The sequence below is a fragment of the Pedobacter agri genome (assembly GCF_032678665.1).
GTDB classification, from domain to species: Bacteria; Bacteroidota; Bacteroidia; order Sphingobacteriales; family Sphingobacteriaceae; genus Pedobacter; species Pedobacter agri_A.
The window spans coordinates 1-23,121 of sequence record NZ_JAVTSH010000012.1 but is presented as its reverse complement, the minus strand read 5'-3'; the positions used below and the strand labels follow the sequence as shown (position 1 = coordinate 23,121).

Below are 23,121 nucleotides of genomic sequence, written 5' to 3'. Positions count from 1 at the left end.
ATAAAAATGTTAATTTTGAAAGCACAATAATCTCTTCGTTTTGGCTAAAATCAAAAAAAACTCACACAAAATTCTTTACCGTAAATATTCGTCAAACCTAAAATATGTGATGATGATTTTTACGGTTTTCATCATTACGCTATTTTTACCAAAGCAGCCACGTTTCAGATATGAATTTGAGAAAAACACAGTTTGGAAAAATAAAGATCTGATTTCACCTTTTAGCTTCGCGATTTTAAAAACGAATCCTCAGGTAAGTAATGATAAGAAAAATGCATTAAAAAATATTTTGCCGGTTTATCAGTTTGATAAAGCAATTTCTGATAATGCCTTAGAAGAGTTTTCTAATGATTTTGATATTAAATGGAAGTCAACACAACTCGATGAGAAGAATAGGGTGTTATACAAAGCTGAATCTGCTAATCTTTTAAAAAATATTTATCAAAGGGGGATCATTGGGCTAAACATTAAACATCAGGCAGGTGCCAAACATTACGACTTTTCTCTGATGGAAAATAATGTTTCCAAAACAAGGAATACTCAAGACGTTTTTACCACAGAGAGTGCATTACTTTTTTTCAAAGCGAATTTCAATGCAACTAACCAGGTAATGACAGATTTAGTTTCTAATCTGGTAATCGACCATCTTGTTCCCAATATTGTTTTTGATGAACGTTTAACCCAGGTAATCCAGGATAACACCGTTAGTAACATCTCCACAACAAAGGGAATGGTGCAGAAGGGTGAATTAATTGTTTCCAAAAACGATGTGATTGATGAGGAAATCTATCAGAAGCTAGAATCATACAAAACCACCTACGATGCACAAACAAAAACAATTGGAAGCAGGGTGCTCGTTTATATTGGCCAGGTGGTATTGGTTAGTTTTATCCTTACCATTTTAATGTCTTTCCTCTTTCTTTTCAGGAAAGATATTTTTGCAGACAATCGCCAGTTATCTTTAATTCTGATTGTAACAACTGGAATGCTGCTTGCGCTCACCTGGGCAATAAAGATGGAAATTCCGAGCTTGTATTACATTCCGTTTTGTGTAGTTCCGATTATCATCAGGATTTTGTTTGATACACGTTTGGCACTTTACTTACACATGCTGGTAATTCTAATTGCCGGTTTCTTTGTTGCCAATAGTTTTGAATTTGTATTTTATCAGGTAACTGCTGGAATGGTGGCAATCTTCAGCATCAAAAATTTCGTCAAAAGAGAAAGATTTCTTGTTTCCGCTTTATTTATATTGCTGGCCTACTTCGTTTCTTTTGTTGGTATTGCGTTGCTTCGCGAAGGTTCGTTCCGTGAAATTGAATGGATTAACTTTTTACCTTTTGTATTTAGTGTGTTACTATCATTATTGGCATACCCACTGATTTATCTTTTCGAAAGAATTTTCGGAATTACATCTGATGTGGCGCTGATTGAGTTAACTAACACCAATAACAAATTACTCCGTGAACTGGCATTTAAAGCGCCAGGTACCTTTCAACATTCGCTACAGGTGGCCAACCTGGCTGAAGCCGCAATTTTCAAAATCGGCGGAAACTCTGTATTGGTAAGGGCAGGGGCATTGTATCACGATGTTGGCAAGGTAGATAATCCTCAATATTTTATCGAGAATCAAAATACCGCGGTGAGTCCGCATGATAAATTACCTTACGAGCAAAGCGCACAGATCATTATTCAGCATGTACACAAGGGGATCGAGATTTTGAGGAAAAATCAAATCCCTGAAGCAATCATCGACTTTATTAGAACCCACCACGGAAACACCCGTGTTGATTATTTTTACCAGTCATTTTTAAAAAATACACCCGAAAAATTTGTCGATGAGAACATTTTTAGGTATCCCGGACCTATACCTTTTAGTAAGGAACAAGGAGTGTTAATGCTGGCAGATTCTGTCGAAGCTGCCTCTAGAAGTCTTAAAAATCCCGATGCTCAGAACATAAATGACATCGTTGAACGGATAATTAACTACAAATTAGAACAAAATCAATTAGATGATTGCGATTTAACATTAAAAGATATTGAAACTATCAAATTGATATTCAAGACGATGCTGATGAGTATCTATCATGTGCGAATAGATTATCAACAAGTTTTGTAATTTTTTTTTGTAGAATAACTTGTTTTACTATATTTGCAGACCTCAAAACAAGGTCGGTAGGACAAATTTTGAAGGTTAACGGTGAGGTGCCTGAGAGGCCGAAAGGAACAGTTTGCTAAACTGTCGTACTGGTAACGGTACCGCGGGTTCGAATCCCGCCCTCACCGCAAAACAAAAAAAAAGTAACAAAAAAAATGGAATTATCATTTTAAAACCGTTACTTTGCCAACCCTTAGAAAAAGGGAAAAAGAAGATACCAAGTTCGGGATGTAGCGTAGCCCGGTATCGCGCCTGCTTTGGGAGCAGGAGGTCGTAGGTTCGAATCCTGCCATCCCGACAAAAAGTTTTAAACCAACTTTTTCAAAAAAAGGTTTAACAAAAGGTGATACCTAAGTTCGGGATGTAGCGTAGCCCGGTATCGCGCCTGCTTTGGGAGCAGGAGGTCGTAGGTTCGAATCCTGCCATCCCGACACTTACAGATACAAATCGTATCAAAAACCCTCTAAATGGTTCATTTAGGGGGTTTCATGTTTTTATTGGTATCAGTTTAGGTAAAAGAATATCAAACTTTTTTTTACCAAATCCAATACCAGACTTTTCTCAGTATTATTGTTCTCTCAACAAAATCGAAATTTTTTTAGACATATTTTTTTAAACAAAACTACCAAATCCGTATATCCATTTTTTATCTGCTTTTGGTATTGGATTTGGTAAAAAAAAATGGAGGAAATTCGATGAAATCTCAGCACAGTTTTAGTGTTAATTTCTACGTTAGAAGTGACAGGAAGGCCTTTGGGGTCGCTCCTTTGTATGTTAGAATTACGGTTGATGGAAAGATGGTTTATTTTTCTATAAAAAAGTCGGTGGATCCATCACAATGGAACCAAAAAGCTCAGAAATTGAAAGGAAATTCACCAGAGAATAATTCTGTGCGTGACAGAATGCGACAAGTTCTGAACGATATCAATGTTGCTTACGATGAACTACGTTTTAAGAAAGAGTTGGTAACAGCAGAAAAGATTAAAATCAAAGTGGAAGGCGAGGAGCAGGGCAAGTCATTAAAAGACTTAATTAAATACCATTTCGATCAACCGGGTAAATTACTAGCTACAGGCACATTAAAAAATTACTATTCCACAGAGCGCTTTCTGTCAGAATTTTTAAAGAGAAAAAAGTTATCAGACATTCAGCTCGGAAGAATAGATTTTAAGTTTATTACTGATTTTGGCGTTTATTTACGAACTAAAGCACCTGATAAAGGACAGAGACCTTGTACTAACAATACAGTAATGAAACACATGGAAAGATTTCAGAAGTTGATGGGGCTTGCATTAAAATTTGGTTGGATTTTGAGAGATCCTTTCCTTCATTTTACTCGAAAACTAGTGACTAAAGACCGCGAGGTTCTTAATGATAATGAATTGGCTTCAATTCAACAGGTAGATTTGCCCGATACTGTTCAAGCTGTTGTGCGTGATATGTTTATTTTCAGTTGTTACACTGGGCTTGCTTACAGTGAAATCAGCTCCCTTGCTTCCCATCACATTACGACTGATAATGAAGGAGGTGTCTGGCTCGTGATGCAAAGGAAGAAAACATTAAATACCAATGGGCGAAGTTTTCATGTATTGGTACTACCAGTAGCCATGGCTCTGATTCAAAAATATAAACTATCTCCTGAAGCGATCAATAGGGAAACAATTTTCCCCTGCCCTTCGAATCAACACACAAACAGGAGTTTAAAGGTAATTGCGCAAAAGGCGGGGGTGCGCAGAGAATTGACCTTTCACGTTGCCAGGCATACATTTGCCACGACTGTGACGTTAGAGAAAGGAATCTCAATTGAGAGCGTGTCGCATATGCTTGGGCACTCAAATATCCGAACGACACAAATTTATTCGAAAGTTAATCAGAAAAAGGTAGCGAATGAGATGAAGTATCTATTTATGGCCCAGCAGATAGTGATAAAATAAGTGTAAATCTATTAACCGTAAGGTAAGTTATTTGTATTTTGGCAGTAGGCTGTGATAGATCGCAGCCTGCTATCAACACTATTACGTTTTTAAACGAGGCAGCTAAATCTGTTACTAAACGTTTTTTAAGTAGTAAGTGGGACTTTTTTGCCTGTTTTAACCGCCTGATAGATGGCATCAATAATTTTAAGGTCTTTCAAGGCTTCTTCACCGTTCACTGGAACTATCGGCTTTTTATTTGCAAAAATAATGTCGGCCATTTCCTCCATTTGTACCGTTTGGTGAATGGTTACCGGTTGCGTGAGTTCGCCCTGATGTGTCCTTCCCTTTATCGGACCATAACCGGTTGAGGGCTGCATTTCTGCAAATCCTTTGTCACCACTTAGAAAAAATCTATCCAGATGATTAATGTTGTAGCTAGATAAGCAGGATGCTACAGCACCACTGGTGAAACCGAGTTGAAATTGAATGGTTTCATCAACACCATCTTTAAATTTTACCGGATCCGTTTTGGTTTCCTGAGCGGTCACCCAAATCGGTTCTTCACCCACCATATACCTCGCTCCATTAAGTGCATAAATCCCGATATCCATCATTGATCCGCCGCCAGCTAGCGCTTTGTTTAAACGCCACTGTTTAGGATCCCCTGCTTTAAAACCACATTGCCCCTGGAAAAACATCACCTTACCAAATTCTCCGGCATTTCGCATCCGGATCACTTCCAATGTGCGTGGCTCAAAATGCATTCTGTAGCCAACCAGCAATTTTACATCTGCTTTTTTACAGGCGTCTATCATCTCTTGTCCCTCTCTGGCATTTAGCGCCATGGGTTTTTCGCATATCGCGTGTTTCCCCGCATTGGCTACACGGATGACCTGACTATGGTGCAATGCGTTTGGTGTAATTACATAAATCGCATCAATATCCGGATTGTTTTTCACCTGATCGAAGTTGTTATAATTGTAGCAATTTTTTTCAGGGATATTATACTTCGCTTGCCAGTCTTTGATTTTAGAAGGAGTACCACTAATAACACCTACCAGCTTAGCTTTAGTGCAGTCTTTCATTGCTTCGGCGACACGGGTACCATATCCACCCAAACCCATGATAGCAACCCTCAATACTTTTCCCTGGTAGGGCTGTTCATTATCATCTGAAGAATCAGCAAATGTTGATAATGAATTCAATTGCAGCATCAAGGCTGATGCACCTATATTTCGTAAAAAATCTCTTCTGGTATTCATATTCAGCAATTAAGGATGGAGTAATAATATAAAAATACGGATTGTTCCTCATCATTTGGTGCATTACTTGATCCGTTGAATTGTGTAAACTAAAATTTAAAGGCTCTTTGTTTTATTTTGGTCGACTTCCAAATCATAAAATCCCTATTCCCTGTTATGCCTTCACTGAAACATGATCATCAAAATGTTCCATCATATTATTTAACGATATTTATTTTAAACCCATTGTCTGTTAAATTTTCCTTTTAACTCGATAACTATAATAACTACCGCGGTGTCATTGATGCTATTCAAGTTTTTGATCTTCCCGAAGCTCAATAATTTCATCTTTTTTTCATGGTGAGCCTTAAGATCAATGTGTTTAGTGACTACATCACCACTCGCAACTATAAACAATAAATCAAAATTGTAGTTGGTATAATTTTTTACTTTCATGGATACACCATTTTGCTTGAACCAGCTCTTTAAATCTATCTGCGCGTCTATTCGAGCGCTAGTGACATATTGATAAGGTAATTTATGCTAATAATGTATTAAAACTCCGTTTTATACATCATCTGTGAAAATTATCGTACAAGAAATTAACCAGATTGATTTAGTAGGACTTATCGAAAAACAAAGGTATAATGGGTTCACTTCGTGAATATAACGGCAATCTTTCGAGGATTGCCGTTATGCAGATTGATGTGGTAAGATCAGTTGGTTTTTTAACTGATAAACAGGCGCTATTTTCTTTTTTTAATTAGTGCAATCAATAGTACAGTTGCAGCTATGGTAACCAACGTTTTAGCAGCGAAATTTTTTGCATTATATCGGAGCTCAGATTTTATTCCACGTTCGGCCAGTACATTAGGGAGAGTGCCATTAGCTATATCTTCGATGATGCCTTCCCATGCATTAACCCGGTCCGCAAGTATCAGCGGGATCCAGTGTCGGTATCTGTCTTCACTGTGCTTAAAAGCATAACGTCTAATTATTCCGCTTAACCCTGAAGGAGGTACGGTATTTCCAAAAACGGCACTATATTGTGGCCTTTCATTGGATTTTAGCAACTCCACGTCAACTTTTTGTTGTTCAGAACGCTCGTAGTTACTTCGCTTATGATCATCTCCCGTATAGTTTTTCATCGGGTAAGTTGGCTCATTATCAATGTCAATATCCATTCCCCATCCCGGGATATTTTTATAATCTTTGTTTTCAGTTTTCATAGTTTTAGTGTTTGGCTGAAGGAATAAGTACAGTTTTGATACACTCGTCAAGTTTTTTTGAAAATATATTGTATGCATCTGAAATTTCTTCCAGCGGAACCCGATGGGTAATCAGGCCTTTTGGATTTAATCGACCTGCCTGTACATGTTCTATAAGTTTCGGAAGCAGCCTTTTAACAGATGCCTGATTGGCTCGCAGTGTAATTCCTTTATTTAATACATTACCAATAGGCACGTAATTAAATGGCGGCCCATAAACCCCGACTACCGATACTATTCCTCCTTTTTTTACAGAGTTGATTGCCCACTGTAATGCAGTTGCAGCACCCGCCTGCATCAAGGTTAGCTTACCGGTGAAGGTCTGAAGGGTATTGCCTTCCGCTTCACAGCCTACACAATCAATACAGACATCCGCACCATACCAGTCTGTGGTTTTTTTAAGAAATACAACCGGATCGGCCATGGATTTAAAGTTGTAAGCTTCGCATTTTGCATAATTTTTGGCAAACTCAAGGCGGTATTCGATATGGTCAATAATGATCACCCGGGCAGCGCCAAAAAACCAGGCACACCTCGCTGCCATTATTCCAATGGGGCCGGCACCGAAAACAACCACAGTGTCACCTTCTTTGATGCCACCCATTTCGGCGGCCTGGTATCCGGTTGGAACCACATCGGTCAGTAAAACGGCATCATCAGGATCCATATCGGCAGGAATGACGGTAGGGCCAAAGTTTGCATATGGAACCCTCACATACTCTGCTTGTCCGCCGTTGTAACCTCCTGCGGTATGGGAATAACCAAATATTGCCCCTACAGCCGTAGCCATCGAATTGGATTCATGACAATTGCCGTATAAGCCTTGTTTGCAAAAGTTACACTTACCACAGGCAATATTGAATGGAACCAAAACTTGATCACCAATCTTTACGTTGGTCACAAGTGGACCAATTTCCTCAATAATTCCGATGAACTCATGTCCGAAAGTTGAACCCACGCGGGTATCCGGAACCATACCATGATACAGGTGTAAATCTGAACCACAGATACAAGTTCTGGTAACACGGACAATTGCATCTTCAGGATGAAGGATTTCCGGCATCGGGCGCTGTTCGACGCGTACGCGAAATGGCCCTCTGTAATTCATTGCTAGCATATGATTTGTTTTAAGGTGAAAATGGTACCGGAAAATATTTCTCGGATAATTTGGTAGTGCTTTAGTACTTCTTTAATACCGCAGAAGGAATAGTTTAGACAACGTAGAATTTCTTTCATCTTGTCTGTATCGATCTTACTTAACAACCGTAATCAAATACAGAAGTTTTGTAAATTTCTTTAATGACTAATTTCTGAGCTCTTTAATCGCTGCGGATGTCAAATTAATCAATGAATATTGGATGATCTTTTCCTGGTACGACCAACGCATCAGTACAGCTTAAAAAGATTTATTAAGATCATACCCAGTTGAATCATGTTTTGCCCGTTCCCGATATTCGTTCAAAAATTGCTTCACGCTTTCAGGCGGCTCGTGTTCTGAAAGCATTTTTTTAAGGTCCATATTGTTTGATAGCATTAATTGGAGATTATACTCCCAGTTTAACAATGCTTCTTCAATAGATTTTCCGCAACCATATATTCCGCTCTGCGGATTATTCCCATACAGTGCACAGAAATTATCTTCATTTTTAAATATGATGGGATTGAATTTAGCAGCTGTTCCTTCAAGCGCGACCTGGACGATTAATTTTTCTGGAATATTCATCATTTATTGGCTTTAAATCATTTATGCGGTAAGTACTGAAAATATTAGTTATTCACGCTTCTTACACTACTTGAGTATTCAGATTGAGTCGGCATGACCGACCTTCTCGGATTCGATTGATTGTAGTTAATAAGACAACATGCTCTTATTCATTTTGGTTTTATCTGCTGACAAGCTTCTTGCGGGTAAAAATAACTGAAGGCATAGCCTGTTTTTCGGGTACCCTAAAATTGCTTAAACCATTATTGAACGACGCGTAACTTCCTTGCATATAAAGAAAGATCGTTTATCCTCTTCAATAGCGCGCGGTATCATGTCTATATTTTTCTTTTGGTGAGCAGCAATGCAAGTAGGGCAATTGTGCCCATCGCTATATATTTATGATGTGATTTGGGCTTTCCCGGGATTCCCCATCCACCATGGGTGGAATGACCGTAATCCACGCTGTTAAAAACATTTCCGCTGGTAGGCGTGATGTTTTTTGCCTGCTTCAGGTAGGTATTAATTACTGCTGCTTCAATTCCCCTAGTTAGTGAAGGAAGCAGACCATAGGACAGACGCATCAGGATTGAAAAGCTTCCCACCATTTTTTCTGACCGGGGATGAAGTGATAACTCATAGATCGCATTTGCGAGTCGGAACGGATCATACACGATAGGTCCGGGTTTCAATGCTTTCCCGGTGTAATTAGCGGCATGCTGCATACCCGGGGTGTCAAGAAATCCTGGAAATGCATCGCAGATATGTATACGGGAGTAAGATTTCATTTCTGATTTCAGTGCCGCTGAGAATCCCCGGAGGCCGAACTTTGCAGCGGAGTAGCCTGCTCCATAAGGAACAGGTAGAAAGCCGCCAATGGAGATGTTATTGATCAGAATGCCATGGCCTTGTGATTTAAAGTATGGAAGAGCCGCATGTGCACCATTCATATATCCGATCAGATTAGTTTTGATTACTTGTTCGCTGATTTCCATTGGAGTAAGGTCAAATGCTCCGATGGATAGCACACCCGCGTTATTAATCCATACGTCAATATTCCGGTTCTCTTCAGCAGCAATTCCGGCCAGATTGATTACTTCGTGGTAATTGGAAACGTCGGTTGGTATGGCTTTTACAAGCACCCCAAAAGCCCTGCATTCTTCAGCCAGTTCTTCCAGCGCCTTTGAGTGTCGGGCGGCGATGACTAGATCATCACCATTTTTTGCGAATGTCAGAGCGGTGGCTCTGCCGGCACCACTCGAAGCACCCGTGATCACTACATTTCTTTTCATTTTTTCCATATTCTTTTAACCATTTGAAACGGCATTGGTTTGAGGAGATAACCAAACTAACTTTTTGCACTTTGCATCGATGCTAGATAATGTTTGAGAAAGGGGGCGGTCTTGCTTTCCTTGATCATGGTAAGGCCTTGGGCGACTCCGGAATATACGATATTCCCGCCCTGATCACCTGCTCCCGGACCAATATCTATTATCCAGTCGCTTTGCGCAATCACTTGCATATCGTGCTCCACTACAATCACTGTGTTTCCGGAATCAACAAGATGGTTTAGCTGGATGAGCAACTTTTCGACATCGGAGGGGTGCAGGCCAGTTGTCGGCTCATCGAGAACATAAAGTGCGGAGCCCTTCTGGCTTTTTTGAAGTTCGGTAGCCAGTTTGATGCGCTGTGCCTCGCCCCCCGATAAAGCTGTAGCAGATTGTCCGAGTTTGATATAGCCTAAACCTACATCCCCAAGCAACCTAAGGGAACGGTAAATGCCAGGGTCATCATCAAAAAAAGTGCAGGCTTCGTCTACAGTCATCTCCAATACCTCGGCAATGGTCTTTTCTCTAAAGGTCACTTCCAGGGTTTCAGGATTATATCTGGTGCCCTCACAGGTTGGGCAGGGGGTATAGACGCTTGGCAGGAAGAGCAGTTCAACCATAATATAGCCTTCGCCCTGGCAGTGTGGACAACGACCTTTGGCTACATTGAAGGAAAACCGTCCGGCATCGTACTTTCTTTTTCTGGCAAGCGGAGTACTGGCGAAACGTTTTCGGACCAGATCAAATAGTCCGGTGTAGGTTGCCAGATTAGATCTGGGCGTCCTTCCAATGGGTTTCTGGTCAACAACAATCAGGCGGGAAATTTCTTCAATCCCGGAAGTGATTTTTCCCTGTACGGGGAGGGGTATTTCGACTAGCGGGAAATCTTTTGTAAGCTCATTATCAATCTCGACCTGCTGTCCAAGGCCATTGGCTACCAGCTCTACCAGTACCTGACTGACCAGGCTGCTTTTTCCGGAACCGGAAATCCCAGTGACGCAGGTCATCACACCCAGCGGAAAGTCAATATCCAGACTTTTGATGTTATGGCGGGTTGCCCCGCTCACGCAAAGTTTCGATACAGGTTTCCTTGCTTCAACCAGAACACGCGGTGTTTTATCGAAGAGAAAATCAGCGGTTAGGGAATTATTTGTATTTTTTAATCCTTCCGGTACGCCGTTATAGATAATCTGGCCACCGTCAGCACCTGCTCCCGGTCCGACATCGATGATCCAGTCTGCATGACGGATTACCTCGATTTCGTGCTCAACGACAAAGATGCTGTTGCCGGCTCTTTTGAGTTTATCCAGTATATTAAGCAATGCCCGTGTGTCGGCTGGATGCAGTCCGGCTGAGGGCTCATCAAGAACATATACTACGCCAAAAAGATTGGAATGTACCTGTGTCGCGAGCCTCAGCCGCTGCAGTTCCCCGGGTGAAAGTGTCGGGGTGCTGCGTTCCAGGTCAAGATAGCCTAAACCCAGTTCAAGCATCACTGATAACCTTGAGCTGATGTCGGCGGAAATACGTTGAGTAACAATTTGTTTTTCGTTTTTCGCCATTATCCCGGCATAATGGTTAAAAATTCCTTCCAGAGCTGCAAGCGGTAGACGGGACAGTTCCGAGATATCTTTTCCCTCGAATTTAACTGAAAGGGATGCTTTGTTGAGACGTTTCCCCTCGCATAGTGGGCAGACAGCACTGATCATATATTGTCTAACCCTATTTTTCATCAGTTCGGACTGGCTGGAAGAAAACGTTTTGAGAAGATAGGGTTTGGCGCCGATGAAGGTGCCCATATAGTCGGGCGTTTTTTTATCCCGGATCGCTTTTGCGGTTTCCCTGGGCGTAAAGCCAGGATATACCGGGACGGTTGGCGTATCTTCAGTGAAAAGTATCCACTCACGATCATGTTTTGGTAATTCTTTCCATGGGACATCTACGTTATAGCCCATGGAAACCAGAATATCCCGCTGGTTTTGTCCTTGCCATGCTTTGGGCCAGGAGGCAATGGCACCTTCACGAATGCTCAATCGCGGATCAGGAACCATGGTTTGCTCATTGATTTCAAAAACACTGCCCAATCCGTGGCATACTGTGCATGCGCCCTGGGGTGTATTGGGTGAAAATCCTTCCGCGTATATAATGGATTGGTTGCCAGGGTAGTCTCCTGCCCGGGAATAGAGCATGCGCAACAAGTTGGAAAGGGTAGTGACACTTCCTACTGAGGATCGAGTGCTGGCACCGCCCCGCTGCTGCTGAAGCGCTACTGCCGGCGGCAGTCCTTCGATAGAATCCACTTCGGGAACACTCATCTGGTTAAAAAGTCGACGGGCATAGGGCGAAACGGATTCAAGATAACGTCGTTGCGCTTCGGCATATAACGTTCCGAAAGCCAGCGATGACTTTCCTGATCCGGAAACTCCGGTAAAAACCACCAGTTTATCCCTTGGGATTTCCAGGCTTAGGTCTTTTAAGTTGTGCTCCCTTGCGCCGCGAACGATAATCATTTTTTTACTGCTTCTTTCTGCCATAGCGGTTACAAGGACTATTATATTCTCATGATGATTTCTTATTGGTATCTGCGGGCTCCTGCACTTTTTCCATTTGGGCAGCCTGCATGCTGTCAGGTGTTAGATTTCCCAAAGCCACCTGTACTTTATTTTTAAAGCCTGAAACCACCATATCCTTTCCTGCCAGTAAAGCTTCATAACCGTCTTTTGCAACAATTGCCGGATCTGCCAGTTCTCCCTGTTGAACGATTTTTGATTCCAGCATATCTGCTTTGTTGAAGAAGTCCGTGTCTGTAGCTCCTGGCAAAAGTGAAGTTACGCTTACCCCTGTGTCTTTCAGCTCGTTGCGGATGGCCTCGTTGAAAGAATGCACAAATGCCTTTGTGCCGTGATATACGGCTTGATATGGCCCCGGGGCTTTTCCTGCTACAGAGGCAACATTGAGTATCTTACCTGATCCCCGGCTCACCATATCTTTGAGAAAGAGCTTGGTTAAGGTAACCAGTGAAGAGATGTTCAGCTGGATGATGTCAAGTTCCCGTTCCAGCTCGTTGTCTGTGAATTTACCATACACGCCCTGGCCGGCATCATTTACCAATACTTCTACTTGAAGGCCTAATGCACTGACCTGCTGGTATACCTCCTGGGCATTTCCGGCTATGAACAAATCGGTGCTAATGGTTACTACTTCTACGCCTTCGGATTTCAGCATTCCAGCAGTAGCATTGAGTTTTTGTTTGTCGCGTGCGACAAGGATCAGATTGGATTGATCCCGGGCAAACAGTTTAGCCAGTTCCAGTCCGATTCCGCTGGTGGCACCGGTAATGAGCGCAAATTTTTTTCTGTTTTCCATATTTTCAAATTAAGATGTAATGGAAGAACATCACCTGCCGCAAAAAGATTTATGTTTAGTGCATTTATTATTTTGGTTTTATTGGTATGCGAATTGTCCGTATCATAAAAAACAATTTAACCTTCAAAAAACCATATTATGAAAGCAGTTCAAATCACTCGCCCCGGCAGGCCAGGTGTCTTAAAGTTGGTAGATTATGCTGATCCTTCTCCCTCAGATCAACAGGTGAGAATAGCAGTCAAAGCCGCCGGCCTGAACCGGGCAGATATTGCACAGCGCCAAGGGAAATATCCGCCGCCAGCAGGCGTTCCGGAAGAAATTCCCGGACTTGAGGTCGCTGGTGTAGTAGTTGAATGTGGCAAAAATGTAAGCCAGTGGAAGTTAGGTGATAAAGTATGTGCATTGCTTGCCGGCGGGGGATATGCAGAACAGGTGGTAGTAGAGGAAGGACAATGTTTATCCATACCAGAGCACTTGTCCTTTGCCGAGGCGGCCAGCCTGCCTGAGGCCATCTTTACGGTTTGGTCAAATGTTTTTCAAAGAGGCGCATTGAAAAAAGATGAACATTTTTTAGTTCACGGCGGCAGCAGCGGCATCGGCATTACGGCTATACAGCTAGCCAAGGCATTCGGGGCAAAGGTCTTTGTAACAGTAGGTTCCGATGAGAAAGCAAAAGCCTGTATTGCACTCGGTGCAGACATTGCTATTAATTATAAAACTCAGGACTTTCAGAAGCTACTCGCTCCGGAAGGTGTCAATGTGGTTCTTGATATGATAGGAGGAAGTTATTTACAGCGCAACATTGCCATAATGCGTCCGGAGGGCCGCCTGGTTTATATCAATGCGATGGAGGGAAATTCCCCGCAAATCAGTATTGCCGAAGTGATGAAAAAGCGGTTGACCATTACCGGAAGTACGCTCAGGGGAAGGGAATATACATTCAAAAAACAGCTTGCAGAAGAAATTAAGGAGCAGGTATGGCCATTATTGAACACTGGTCAATTGAAACCGCTTATTTACAAAACTTTTAGTTTTGAGGATGTCATCCAGGCGCATGAACTGATGGAGTCCGGCGGACATATCGGGAAAATTGTTTTGGTGCATGAATAGTCGAGTACTCGATTCATATCCAGCGCCCTATTGGTAGAAATTGGAATCCAAATCAGCTCGATTGCTAATAAAAGCTAATCTGGATTCCAAACAGGATAGCGGCCCAGATGACTCAGGTTGTAATTCTAAATGTATCCTGCATCATGCATTAATATTCTATGACTATCTTACCGATGGACTTACCACTTTCCAGCAACCCGTGGGCCCGTTTCAGATTCTCGGTGCTAAATCCAAAAAAGCACTGATTGATTGTGGAGGTAATTGTTCCATTTTCAAAAAGTGTCGCAGCCTGGTTCAGAATGTGGTGCTGACGGCTCATGTCTTCTGTCTGAAACATTGATCTGGTAAACATCAGCTCCCAGTGAAAGCTGACGCTTTTTCCTTTTAACGCCTTTAAATTTACACTTTCTACCGGGTCGCTGATCGATCCGATCTGACCTTGTGGCTTGATGAGTGTAACCATGGCATCCCAATACATATTAACGTCCACAAAGTCAACTATAAAGTCTACCTGTTGAAAACCGGCCTGTTGAACTTCCTCAACGAGGTTCTGGTGATTCACTACAAAATCTGCGCCCTGTTGCTTACACCATTCTTGACTTTCGGCCCGGGAGGCGGTAGCGATGACGGTTAATCCGGCTATCCGCTTTGCGATTTGAATGGCAATAGATCCTACGCCGCCTGCGCCACCGATAATAAGCAATGACTTGCCGCTGTCACTTTGATTGATCCGGATCCGGTCGAAAAAAAGTTCCCAGACCGTAAGAAGGGTTAGGGGCATGGCGGCGGCCTCTGCCCAGGAAAGGTTCTTGGGTTTTCTACCCACAATACGCTCATCCACCAGTTGATATTCTGCATTACTGCCGCTTTTGGTGATATCACCTGCATAATACACGTGGTCTCCCTTTTCGAATAAAGTGACCTCGCTTCCGGTGTCTTCAACAATACCCACCGCATCCCAGCCAATTACTTTGGTTTGCTCAAGAACCTTATCTTTCGCGCTGCTCTGCCGAACTTTATAATCTACCGGATTGACGCTTATCGCGATGATTTTAACCAGCAAATTTCTGCCTCTGGCTTCGGGTTTTTCTGTTTCGAAGGAGATAAAGCTTTCTTCTTCGCTAATTGGTAACGATTTTCTAAATCCTATTGCTTTCATTGAAATATTCTGAGGTAGTGATTGGTGTAAACTGCTGAAAAGTGATTAGTTGTAGGTTTATTGCAAAAAGTAAATCCAACTACTAAATTAATGCCTTAACACTTTAGTAACGATAATAGTTGCGTCATATTCAAAAGTTTTAGTCTTTTAATCCATACACGGCTGTTGTTTTTTTTTAAAAAACAAATTGCATCATTAGTGGTGCTAAAGTTATTTCGGCAGCTCCAATGCATTTCTGCACGATTTCGCATGTTTATGTTTGATAACAATTTTTCAAGGGCAGAAATCAGAATTTTTTGATCACGCTTACTGCCTGGGGCCCGTGGTACCAAAAACCAATTGCATGATCGGTGTGTTGTAAGGATAACTATCAATTGACTTATAAAAAACAATCATGGAAATTCCAATTACTGAAGATAATTCTGAAAATCTAAAGGGCAGATCGGGTAAAATGGTTGGTCATATGCAGGAGGAAATGGACCGCAACACACTGGAAAGTGATGAAGATACCCTCGAAGCGGAAAGTTTTGGTGCCACTACCGGAATAATAAATGCTGATGATCCAAATGACCTCGATCATTGGGCGATAGAATTCCAGATAAGCGTACCAGATTTGAAAGCGGCCATTGTACTCCACGGCAATAAAATAGCGGACGTAAAGAAATATTTAAGCGTTTAACAATGGCTGAATTACCAGATCTTTCTGTCTTTGCAAAGATACTCTACCGGCGTTTTCAGGGCAAGACTTTGGAGAAAATGGAAGTGACCGTTGCTAAAAAGCTAAATGTCAGTGTGAAAGAATTTACGCATTGTCTCGAAGGACAGCGGCTTGAAAACGTATCCCGCGAGGGAAAAACGCTTCAACTGCATTTCTCTGCCAACCAGGTGTTGGGTATCCACCTGATGCTTCGCGGTCAACTGGTTTCGCTAGAGGTAGATGAGACCCCGAAATATCAGATACTGGGATTTCATTTTAAAGGAGGAGAAGGTTTTGCGGTCGTGGACCTTCAAAAACAGGCCACTCCAACCCTCAATCCCCAGCCTACAACGGTTCCTGATGCACTGGAAATGGATGAAGCGTATTTTCTCAATCTGCTCTTCAGAAAGAGGAGAAACGTGAAAACCCTGATGATGGATCAGGGGGAAATGCGTGGGATTGGTAACTCCTATGCTGATGAGATTTTATACCACGCTGGAATCTCACCTTTTTCGATAGCAAAGGCCATTCCTAGAAATGAAGTGAAAAAGCTCTACAAGAGCCTGCATCACGTGCTGAAGAAAGCGATCAGGGATATAGAAATGGAGAACGGCGATGAACTTAAGGGGGAGCTCCGTGATTTCATGCGTATACACGGGGCCGGGATAAAAGAAACTGCAAAGGGTGAAGAAGTCTTAAGTGACAGGATCGTTGGACGCAAGACTTATTTTGTAAAATCGCAGCATCTATACAATTGATATATCGTTGCTGCAGATAGGGCAATATGATATCATCCAAAAAAATAATGCTATTATTTCCAGTACTCATCATCACGATCACTACGAAAATAACGATAGCGCTGATGCTTATATTGACCATCAGAAAGTACATTCCATAGGAGATATCTCGCTGTTCATATCACCTGATCAAATTTTGTTCTTCGTAATCCCTCGCTGAAAAAAGCTAGATACTTTTAATGTACTTAGCCCTCAGATTTTTGATGTTTTTTATTGCTGCTGCTGAGAAACGGTAAGGCTTATCTTTGTCTCGTCTGGACGCTTGGTCATAAATTAAAAAAAATGAGAAAGGATCATCGAGTGATTTTAAAAGTTTACTTTTGAGGCCATTTTTTTCAATATAATGTGATAGGTATGTCCCGGGAACATGACCACTTGAAAACGGTGTTCCCTTAAAGTAATCTCTGGTGCGCAAATTTTTCCAACTAGCTGCACCCTGCTGAAACAGAGAATCCATTCGTGGAAGTATTTTCTTGCCCTGGTCAAAAAATTCCTGGAAGTATCTTTGGCTAGGCAATAACTTAGTTGCGGTATCAGTCATATATTTTTTATCTACCATATCCGCTGCCCCCTCATTGAGTATCCTGTACATCGCCATTACAGCACTTTCATCTCGTGGCTCTATATTAAATTTTGGTTGAGGGCGAAGCATATGGTGAAGTTCATGTCCGCCCAATGCACCCATTTTATTCTGATCATTTTTGAAAGCACAGAGCAGCGTGTAAATGATCAGATCTTCCTGCGCATGTGCATCATTATGAATAGGAATAATAGCTACTTTCAGATCTGGCAGCGTTTTATGGGAAGTTTTTGGAAGCGCCGAATAGGCATATTGATAAGAGGTTTCGAAGTAAGACTTAGGATTTGCATCAATTTTTTTAAGATATGCTTTCATATCCTCCTCGTTGATTTTATACTGATTAATCATATAGGTAAGCCAATAGGAAGCTGGATCAGCAAGTCGTTTCTTCAACCGATCGGCATTTTGTGGCATATACACGATTTGCATATTCTTACGATAGGACTCAAAATACTGGTCATCTACACCTTGATCAGCCATATAATCCTTAATGGCTTTGTCAGAAAGAAATGTTCCCCAGGTCGACCGGTCTAAGGTATCGCCATTTTTAAGTTTCGCAGTGATTTCAAAATATTTATAACACGTTGAATCTACAAAGGACTGGGCAGAAGACGTTAGGGTTAATACTATAAGCCCTAAGATGATGATGCCTAAAAAATGATTTGGTTTACTCACTGCTATGTTGGTTTGGTTTCGGTTCCAAACATACAAAAGCAAATGTTGGTTTTGAAATCCAAAAACTTTCTGGAATAAGATTCTTTGATTTTCCTTTGAAGATTATTCAGTCATCCATTGAAAAAAAGTCTGATGAGCAGAATGCCTTGAATATTGAAGCATTATTTTGAGATATATTCATGATAAGAATCCAACAAAACACTAATCTAAACGGTCTTAGCAGCTCTACATTCTATCTATCATCCAGTTTGATTAGATGATCTGGTTTCTAAAAACCAGGAAAGAGCGTAAAATAACTTGTAAAATGATGGAGAATGATAAGCTATTAGCATGACAATATTGAATACCTGATACGATTATTTTTTAGTCTAACGATCCAATTCCGCCACAAATTTAAGGTTCAGTTGCGGCACGCAAAGGAATTTCCGGCATAAACCCTCCTGTGGCCTTTTCAGCTAAAGTCCATTTATTCCGTTCCTCCTTTTGCTTTGGCGCTGGAACTGAACCTTGTACTGCACCATAATTAAATCTTAAATATTATGGAAAAGCAAGTTTTTAAAGTTTCAGAAATTGAAATCAGTTACCGCCCGGCATTTAAACTTTCGGAAAAACCTAAAGTAACTTCATCTCGTATCGCTTACTCGATATTTGATCAGAGTTGGGATCGCAATAGGATAGAATTACTGGAAGAGTTCAAGGTGATGCTCCTGAATCGGCAAAACAGGGTACTGGGCGTGCTGAATGTTGCTCAGGGTGGTTTATCCGAAGTGATGGTCGATCCGAAGGTCATCTATTCGGCGGCATTAAGGGCTTGTGCGAGCGGGATTATTCTCAGCCACAATCATCCAAGTTCGGAACTTAAGCCGAGTGATGCGGATATAAAATTAACGAGGAGATTGTCAGAAGGCGCAAAGCTGTTGGGGATTGAGGTGCTTGATCACATTATCATTTCAGCTTATGGATTCTATAGTTTTATGGACGAAGGAATGATGTGATTGTTGATCTTTAGCTGAATCTGTTGACGAGACTGGTCAATGAAAATCGCAAGTGCAATCTGCAGCTTTTGCGATTCAGCGTTTTGACTAGGCTTCTTTTTGAGCACGTGTAAGCCACAATAAGTGTTTTATTAATTCAGGTGATAATAAGCATATATTAATTGTCTTGTCATCTGATTGAACCATGATGAGTACTCGTAATTTTTTGATCCCAAGATAAAACAAGGCCTGTTGTCAAGACTGGATAGATCTATTTCAATGTTATACAATTTTTTAAGGGCTCAGCCCAAACTTGGGAGCCTGGATTTCTGAATGCTAATTATCAACTTTTGAAGGGGAATAGCCTAGTATATTAAAACTTCCATTTCAGAAATCTTGTGTTACTAAAAAATAAATCATAAAAATTTGTAATACTAAAAATATTAGTATAAATTTGTACTGCACTAAGGCAGGGTATTTATGATCAGGACGTTTGAAAATAGAGCAGAGCAAAAGATTTCGGGGTTTCAGTCTCCGGCTGCGGATTATTTGGAGGGACGGCTTGATATCGCCTCTACTTTGGTTGTGGATCCTCATTCCACATTCTATTTTCAAATGAAAGGGGATGCCTTGTCTTCGATCGGCATTCATGACGGGGATATTCTGATCATTGACCGCAGTTTAAACCCTAAACATGGCGCTGTTGTCGTCGCCTTTGTGAATGGAAACTTTACTTGCCGGATTTATCAGGTCGCTGGTAATGTTCCGGCACTTAGAAACGATAATGATGTTGTCTTCCAGACAGAAATAAATACCTTGCAGGTCTGGGGTGTAGTAACCTCAATCTGCAGGAACGTATTACCCAAATCACTTAAAAACGGGAAGTACCGCCATGTTTGCGCTCTGTGACTGTAATAACTTCTACGCCTCCGCCGAGCGTCTGTTTCGCCCAGAGTTACAAGGCAAGCCCATTGTGGTATTAAGCAACAATGATGGCTGTGTCATTGCCAGAAGTGAAGAAGCAAAAGCCTGCGGTATCAGGATGGGGGATCCTGAATTTTTGGTTAGAGACCTGATTAAAAAATTTCAGATCAATGTCTTTTCCAGTAACTATGTGCTTTATGGTGATATGAGTGAACGCGTGATGCACCAGCTTGGCCGGTGGTTCCCCCGACTTGATGTTTATAGCATCGACGAAGCCTTCGGCTGGCTTGGCGGTATCAATAACTTAAATTCCTATGCCCCGAGAATCAGGACATCAGTAATGCAGAATACCGGTATCCCCGTATCCATTGGTGTGGCACCGACCAAAACCCTCGCTAAACTTGCGAATAAGCTCGCTAAAAAACACAACGGTGTTTTGGTATTGGATACTGATCAAAAAATTGCCTCCGCCATAAAAGACTTTCCTGTGCATGATTTGTGGGGAGTGGGCAGACAATACTATAAAAAATTTGAGGAACTGAAGATAGAAACTGTCGCACAGTTAAGGGAAATGCCTGAAATGTGGTTTAAGCAAAATATGACTATCATGGGCCAGCGCATGTACAATGAGTTATGGGGCAGGCCAGCCATCCCGCTGGATGAAATCCGTGAGGCAACCAAAGGGATTACGGTCAGCCGCTCGTTTAGGAACTACATCGAAAGCCCTGAGATCCTCTCAGAAGCATTGACGCTTTATGCCAGCAGACTCGCTGAGAAGCTGAGGGCGCAGGAGCTTCGTTGTATGTACCTACAGGTGTTTTTATATACCAATAAAAACCGCGAAGATCATCCACAGCATTTTCCCAGCCATACGCACAAATTGCTCATCGCCAGTAACAGTACCACTGACCTGGTGAGCATTGCGGTAAAGGTAGCGCAGAAACTTTTTAGGTATGGCATCAAGTATCGAAAGGCCGGGGTGATCGCCACGGGGCTTATCCCGGAAAGTGAACTTCAGCTTAACATGTTTTCAGACCACGATGGTGGCAAGAAAGATACGGTCTCTGCAGTCCTGGATAAGCTCAATCTTGCCTATGGCAGGGGAACGCTTAGAATGGCAACTGAAGGATTTGAAAAAAAATGGAGACTCAAACATGAATACCTGTCCAAGGGCTACACCACACGCTGGAGTGATATTATAAAAGTGATTTAAATTAAACGTCAAAATCATTAATAAACGGCCTCAACAGCCAAAAATCTAGGAACAAAAAAAAGTAAAGGAGACATAGCGATGTGCGGAAGAACACTGATCGGCGAGAGTAAAGCGATGGCGGCAAAAGCAGGCCTCATCTTAGGCGGGGAAGCAAAACCAAAAGATACCAATCGTCCCCCGGGCACCGATATGCCTGTCATTCTGGATGCCCGTCCGGGTAAACTCCATTATATCAAATGGGGTCTGATCCCATCTTATTCCAGCGAGGTTCCGAAGTTTAATACCACCTATTGCCGCATCGAAACCATGCAGTCTTTGCCCACTTATAAACACCTGGTCGGTAGGCGTCACTGCGTCTTTGTTGTCGAAGGTTTTTATGAATGGGACAGGAGTAATGCCGAGAAACAACCTTACTTTTTTCAACGCCAGGATAAAGCGCTGATGCTCATTGCTGGTTATTGGGACAGTTGGAAAGATCCAAGGACCGGCATCGTCATTCCGTCTTGTACCATGATCATGCAGCCCGCCAATGAATTTATGTCCAGGATCCACGATCGAATGCCCTGCATGCTCTCTCAGGCTGAAAGCGCCATCTGGCTCGACAGGGAACTTCCGGTTACAGAACGGTTGAAGGTTTTGCACTCTGTGGATAATGAATTGCTGAAAGGCTGGCAGGTCGATAAAAAAATAAACAATTCCAGAAATAAGGACGAGGACAACAATAAGCCCTCAGGCCCCGATCTAACCTTATTCAATTAAAATCGGTGGATAACAAATGTGACTTTTCAAAACAAATGGAATGGCACGTTGTTGTTTTCCTACATTTTACTTATGAGTAAATAGTTAACTTCAGAATTAATAATTTAAAGGCGGTCGGGAGATAGCCTTTTTTTGTTTCACCTCTTTGCAAAGTAATGGTATTCGATTAATATCATTTTTTATATTTGCCTGTACACATGAACGGAACACAGGATATACAGGAAGCTTTTGGAAACATAGATATTTATCTTTTTGATCAATTGCTTAAGGGCACTTATCAAAATTGTCATACCGTCCTGGATGCGGGTTGCGGAACAGGCCGAAATCTGATTTACTTTCTAAAAAATGGATATGATGTACATGGAGTTGATCATTATGCTGAATCCATTAATGATATAAAAAGCTTTGTTAAGAACACTTTAAAATCAAGGGCTTCTGAAAATTTTCATATCGCTCCGGTAGAGAATATGCCCTTTGAAAATGAAAAATTTGACCTGGTGATCAGCAGTGCCGTTTTACACTTTGCCCTAAGTCTCGGGCATTTCGAGGAGATGTTAGGCGAGATGTGGCGTGTACTCAAACCCGGTGGTTATCTGTTTTGCAGACTGGCCTCGGATATTGGGATCGAGTCCTCCGTGCGTTTTATCGGAAACGGAAGATACATCATGCCTGACGAGTCCGAACGCTTCCTGGTCAATCAGGAAATGCTTATCCGTCTAACCAAAAAGCTTGGCGGGATGTTGCATGAGCCTATAAAAACTACTAACGTGCAGAATTTGCGAAGCATGACTACATGGTGCGTGAGGAAAATGGACAATGACTAATTTGTTTATATAAGAAATATATTTAAAGGTGATCAATTATGGCTTGCATGACGCCCGCTGAGCTTGCACTGGCAGCTCGAAAATTGGAAGCGCTATTTAGAAATTTCAATATCCTTCTTAAAGTAAGTCTTCCAAATATTATTGGCATCCATCTGCCATACGAGATTTCCTTTAAGGATAAAAGGGCTATGGAAGACTTCGGTTATCAGTCATTAACGGCTGCAGGCATACAGTTATATTCGGACTTGGAATTGGTGTTTATAGATTTCGCTAAGCGTGAAACCAGCGTAATGTTAAAGGGGATACCTAAAGGGGATATAAATTGATAGTGATGTTGGGATTTAATTTTTTAAAACTTTTAATGCCTTCATATTTATATTCAATAGTCGTTCATTGTTATTCGTGAAAATCACTTGATATAAATCTCAAC

21 protein-coding genes and 3 tRNA genes are annotated in these 23,121 nt (G+C 41.7%); 14 read left to right on the top strand and 10 right to left on the bottom strand.

The features are described 5' to 3' along the window. The first annotated feature begins 40 nt into the window (after positions 1-40). From R2Q70_RS20560 to R2Q70_RS20540, 5 genes are all read left to right on the top strand, one after another. Positions 41-2,119: an HD family phosphohydrolase gene (locus tag R2Q70_RS20560; protein WP_410478394.1), complete on the top strand. Its 2,079-nt coding sequence runs from the start codon at positions 41-43 to the stop codon at positions 2,117-2,119. Positions 2,120-2,199: 80 nt separating this feature from the next. Then, positions 2,200-2,286: transfer RNA gene (locus R2Q70_RS20555), tRNA-Ser, on the top strand. A 96-nt stretch (positions 2,287-2,382) separates the two neighbouring features. Beyond that, positions 2,383-2,456, top strand: a tRNA-Pro gene (locus tag R2Q70_RS20550). Positions 2,457-2,515: 59 nt separating this feature from the next. Next, positions 2,516-2,589: transfer RNA gene (locus R2Q70_RS20545), tRNA-Pro, on the top strand. 264 nt (positions 2,590-2,853) lie between these two features. Beyond that, complete coding sequence (locus R2Q70_RS20540; protein WP_316809425.1) at positions 2,854-4,092, top strand: site-specific integrase; 1,239 nt, start codon at positions 2,854-2,856, stop codon at positions 4,090-4,092. A gap of 125 nt (positions 4,093-4,217) precedes the next feature. Here the strand turns inward: R2Q70_RS20540 and R2Q70_RS20535 are convergent, their stop codons facing one another. The 8 genes from R2Q70_RS20535 to R2Q70_RS20500 form a co-directional block, all read right to left on the bottom strand. Then, positions 4,218-5,336 (bottom strand): Gfo/Idh/MocA family oxidoreductase, encoded by a 1,119-nt coding sequence (locus tag R2Q70_RS20535; RefSeq protein WP_316809424.1) that lies wholly within the window; start codon positions 5,334-5,336, stop codon positions 4,218-4,220. 216 nt (positions 5,337-5,552) lie between these two features. Beyond that, positions 5,553-5,771, bottom strand: coding sequence for a hypothetical protein (locus R2Q70_RS20530; RefSeq protein ID WP_316809423.1), 219 nt, complete (start codon positions 5,769-5,771; stop codon positions 5,553-5,555). A gap of 290 nt (positions 5,772-6,061) precedes the next feature. Then, entirely contained in the window at positions 6,062-6,544 is a 483-nt protein-coding gene (locus R2Q70_RS20525; protein WP_316809422.1) for a hypothetical protein, read from the bottom strand. A gap of 4 nt (positions 6,545-6,548) precedes the next feature. Further along, complete coding sequence (locus tag R2Q70_RS20520) at positions 6,549-7,691, bottom strand: zinc-dependent alcohol dehydrogenase (RefSeq protein ID WP_316809421.1); 1,143 nt, start codon at positions 7,689-7,691, stop codon at positions 6,549-6,551. Positions 7,692-7,979: 288 nt separating this feature from the next. After that, positions 7,980-8,309, bottom strand: coding sequence for a hypothetical protein (locus tag R2Q70_RS20515; RefSeq protein WP_316809420.1), 330 nt, complete (start codon positions 8,307-8,309; stop codon positions 7,980-7,982). Positions 8,310-8,623: 314 nt separating this feature from the next. Further along, positions 8,624-9,586, bottom strand: a complete 963-nt coding sequence (locus tag R2Q70_RS20510; protein WP_316809419.1) for an SDR family oxidoreductase — start codon at positions 9,584-9,586, stop codon at positions 8,624-8,626. Between the two features lie 47 nt (positions 9,587-9,633). Continuing rightward, entirely contained in the window at positions 9,634-12,147 is a 2,514-nt protein-coding gene (gene uvrA, locus R2Q70_RS20505) for an excinuclease ABC subunit UvrA (RefSeq protein ID WP_316809418.1), read from the bottom strand. 25 nt (positions 12,148-12,172) lie between these two features. Further along, on the bottom strand, positions 12,173-12,979 hold the full coding sequence (locus tag R2Q70_RS20500; RefSeq protein WP_316809417.1) for an SDR family oxidoreductase: 807 nt from the start codon (positions 12,977-12,979) through the stop codon (positions 12,173-12,175). Positions 12,980-13,117: 138 nt separating this feature from the next. On the opposite strand from R2Q70_RS20500, the gene R2Q70_RS20495 reads away from it, so the two are divergent. Further along, complete coding sequence (locus R2Q70_RS20495; protein ID WP_316809416.1) at positions 13,118-14,089, top strand: NAD(P)H-quinone oxidoreductase; 972 nt, start codon at positions 13,118-13,120, stop codon at positions 14,087-14,089. 148 nt (positions 14,090-14,237) lie between these two features. Here the strand turns inward: R2Q70_RS20495 and R2Q70_RS20490 are convergent, their stop codons facing one another. Continuing rightward, a complete protein-coding gene (locus R2Q70_RS20490; RefSeq protein ID WP_231424199.1) occupies positions 14,238-15,248 on the bottom strand; it encodes a zinc-binding alcohol dehydrogenase family protein in 1,011 nt (336 codons plus the stop codon). Positions 15,249-15,642: 394 nt separating this feature from the next. On the opposite strand from R2Q70_RS20490, the gene R2Q70_RS20485 reads away from it, so the two are divergent. Next, complete coding sequence (locus R2Q70_RS20485) at positions 15,643-15,927, top strand: DUF3606 domain-containing protein (protein WP_231424200.1); 285 nt, start codon at positions 15,643-15,645, stop codon at positions 15,925-15,927. A gap of 2 nt (positions 15,928-15,929) precedes the next feature. Further along, complete coding sequence (locus tag R2Q70_RS20480; protein WP_316809415.1) at positions 15,930-16,703, top strand: DNA-formamidopyrimidine glycosylase family protein; 774 nt, start codon at positions 15,930-15,932, stop codon at positions 16,701-16,703. A gap of 205 nt (positions 16,704-16,908) precedes the next feature. On the opposite strand, the gene R2Q70_RS20475 is transcribed toward R2Q70_RS20480, so the two are convergent. Beyond that, positions 16,909-17,997, bottom strand: coding sequence for a DUF5700 domain-containing putative Zn-dependent protease (locus R2Q70_RS20475; protein ID WP_231424202.1), 1,089 nt, complete (start codon positions 17,995-17,997; stop codon positions 16,909-16,911). A gap of 539 nt (positions 17,998-18,536) precedes the next feature. On the opposite strand from R2Q70_RS20475, the gene R2Q70_RS20470 reads away from it, so the two are divergent. From R2Q70_RS20470 to R2Q70_RS20445, 6 genes are all read left to right on the top strand, one after another. Further along, positions 18,537-18,992 carry a JAB domain-containing protein gene (locus R2Q70_RS20470; RefSeq protein WP_316809414.1) on the top strand — a complete coding sequence of 152 codons (456 nt, stop codon included), beginning with the start codon at positions 18,537-18,539 and terminating at the stop codon, positions 18,990-18,992. Positions 18,993-19,451: 459 nt separating this feature from the next. Next, on the top strand, positions 19,452-19,880 hold the full coding sequence (locus tag R2Q70_RS20465; RefSeq protein WP_316809413.1) for a LexA family protein: 429 nt from the start codon (positions 19,452-19,454) through the stop codon (positions 19,878-19,880). Continuing rightward, positions 19,864-21,108: a Y-family DNA polymerase gene (locus R2Q70_RS20460; protein ID WP_316809412.1), complete on the top strand. Its 1,245-nt coding sequence runs from the start codon at positions 19,864-19,866 to the stop codon at positions 21,106-21,108. Before R2Q70_RS20465 ends, R2Q70_RS20460 begins: the two co-directional genes overlap by 17 nt. Before the next feature lie 78 nt (positions 21,109-21,186). Further along, complete coding sequence (locus R2Q70_RS20455; RefSeq protein WP_316795754.1) at positions 21,187-21,867, top strand: SOS response-associated peptidase; 681 nt, start codon at positions 21,187-21,189, stop codon at positions 21,865-21,867. 197 nt (positions 21,868-22,064) lie between these two features. Beyond that, entirely contained in the window at positions 22,065-22,691 is a 627-nt protein-coding gene (locus tag R2Q70_RS20450; protein WP_316809411.1) for a class I SAM-dependent methyltransferase, read from the top strand. 47 nt (positions 22,692-22,738) lie between these two features. Then, a complete protein-coding gene (locus tag R2Q70_RS20445) occupies positions 22,739-23,017 on the top strand; it encodes a hypothetical protein (RefSeq protein WP_316809410.1) in 279 nt (92 codons plus the stop codon). Positions 23,018-23,121 lie beyond the last annotated feature (104 nt).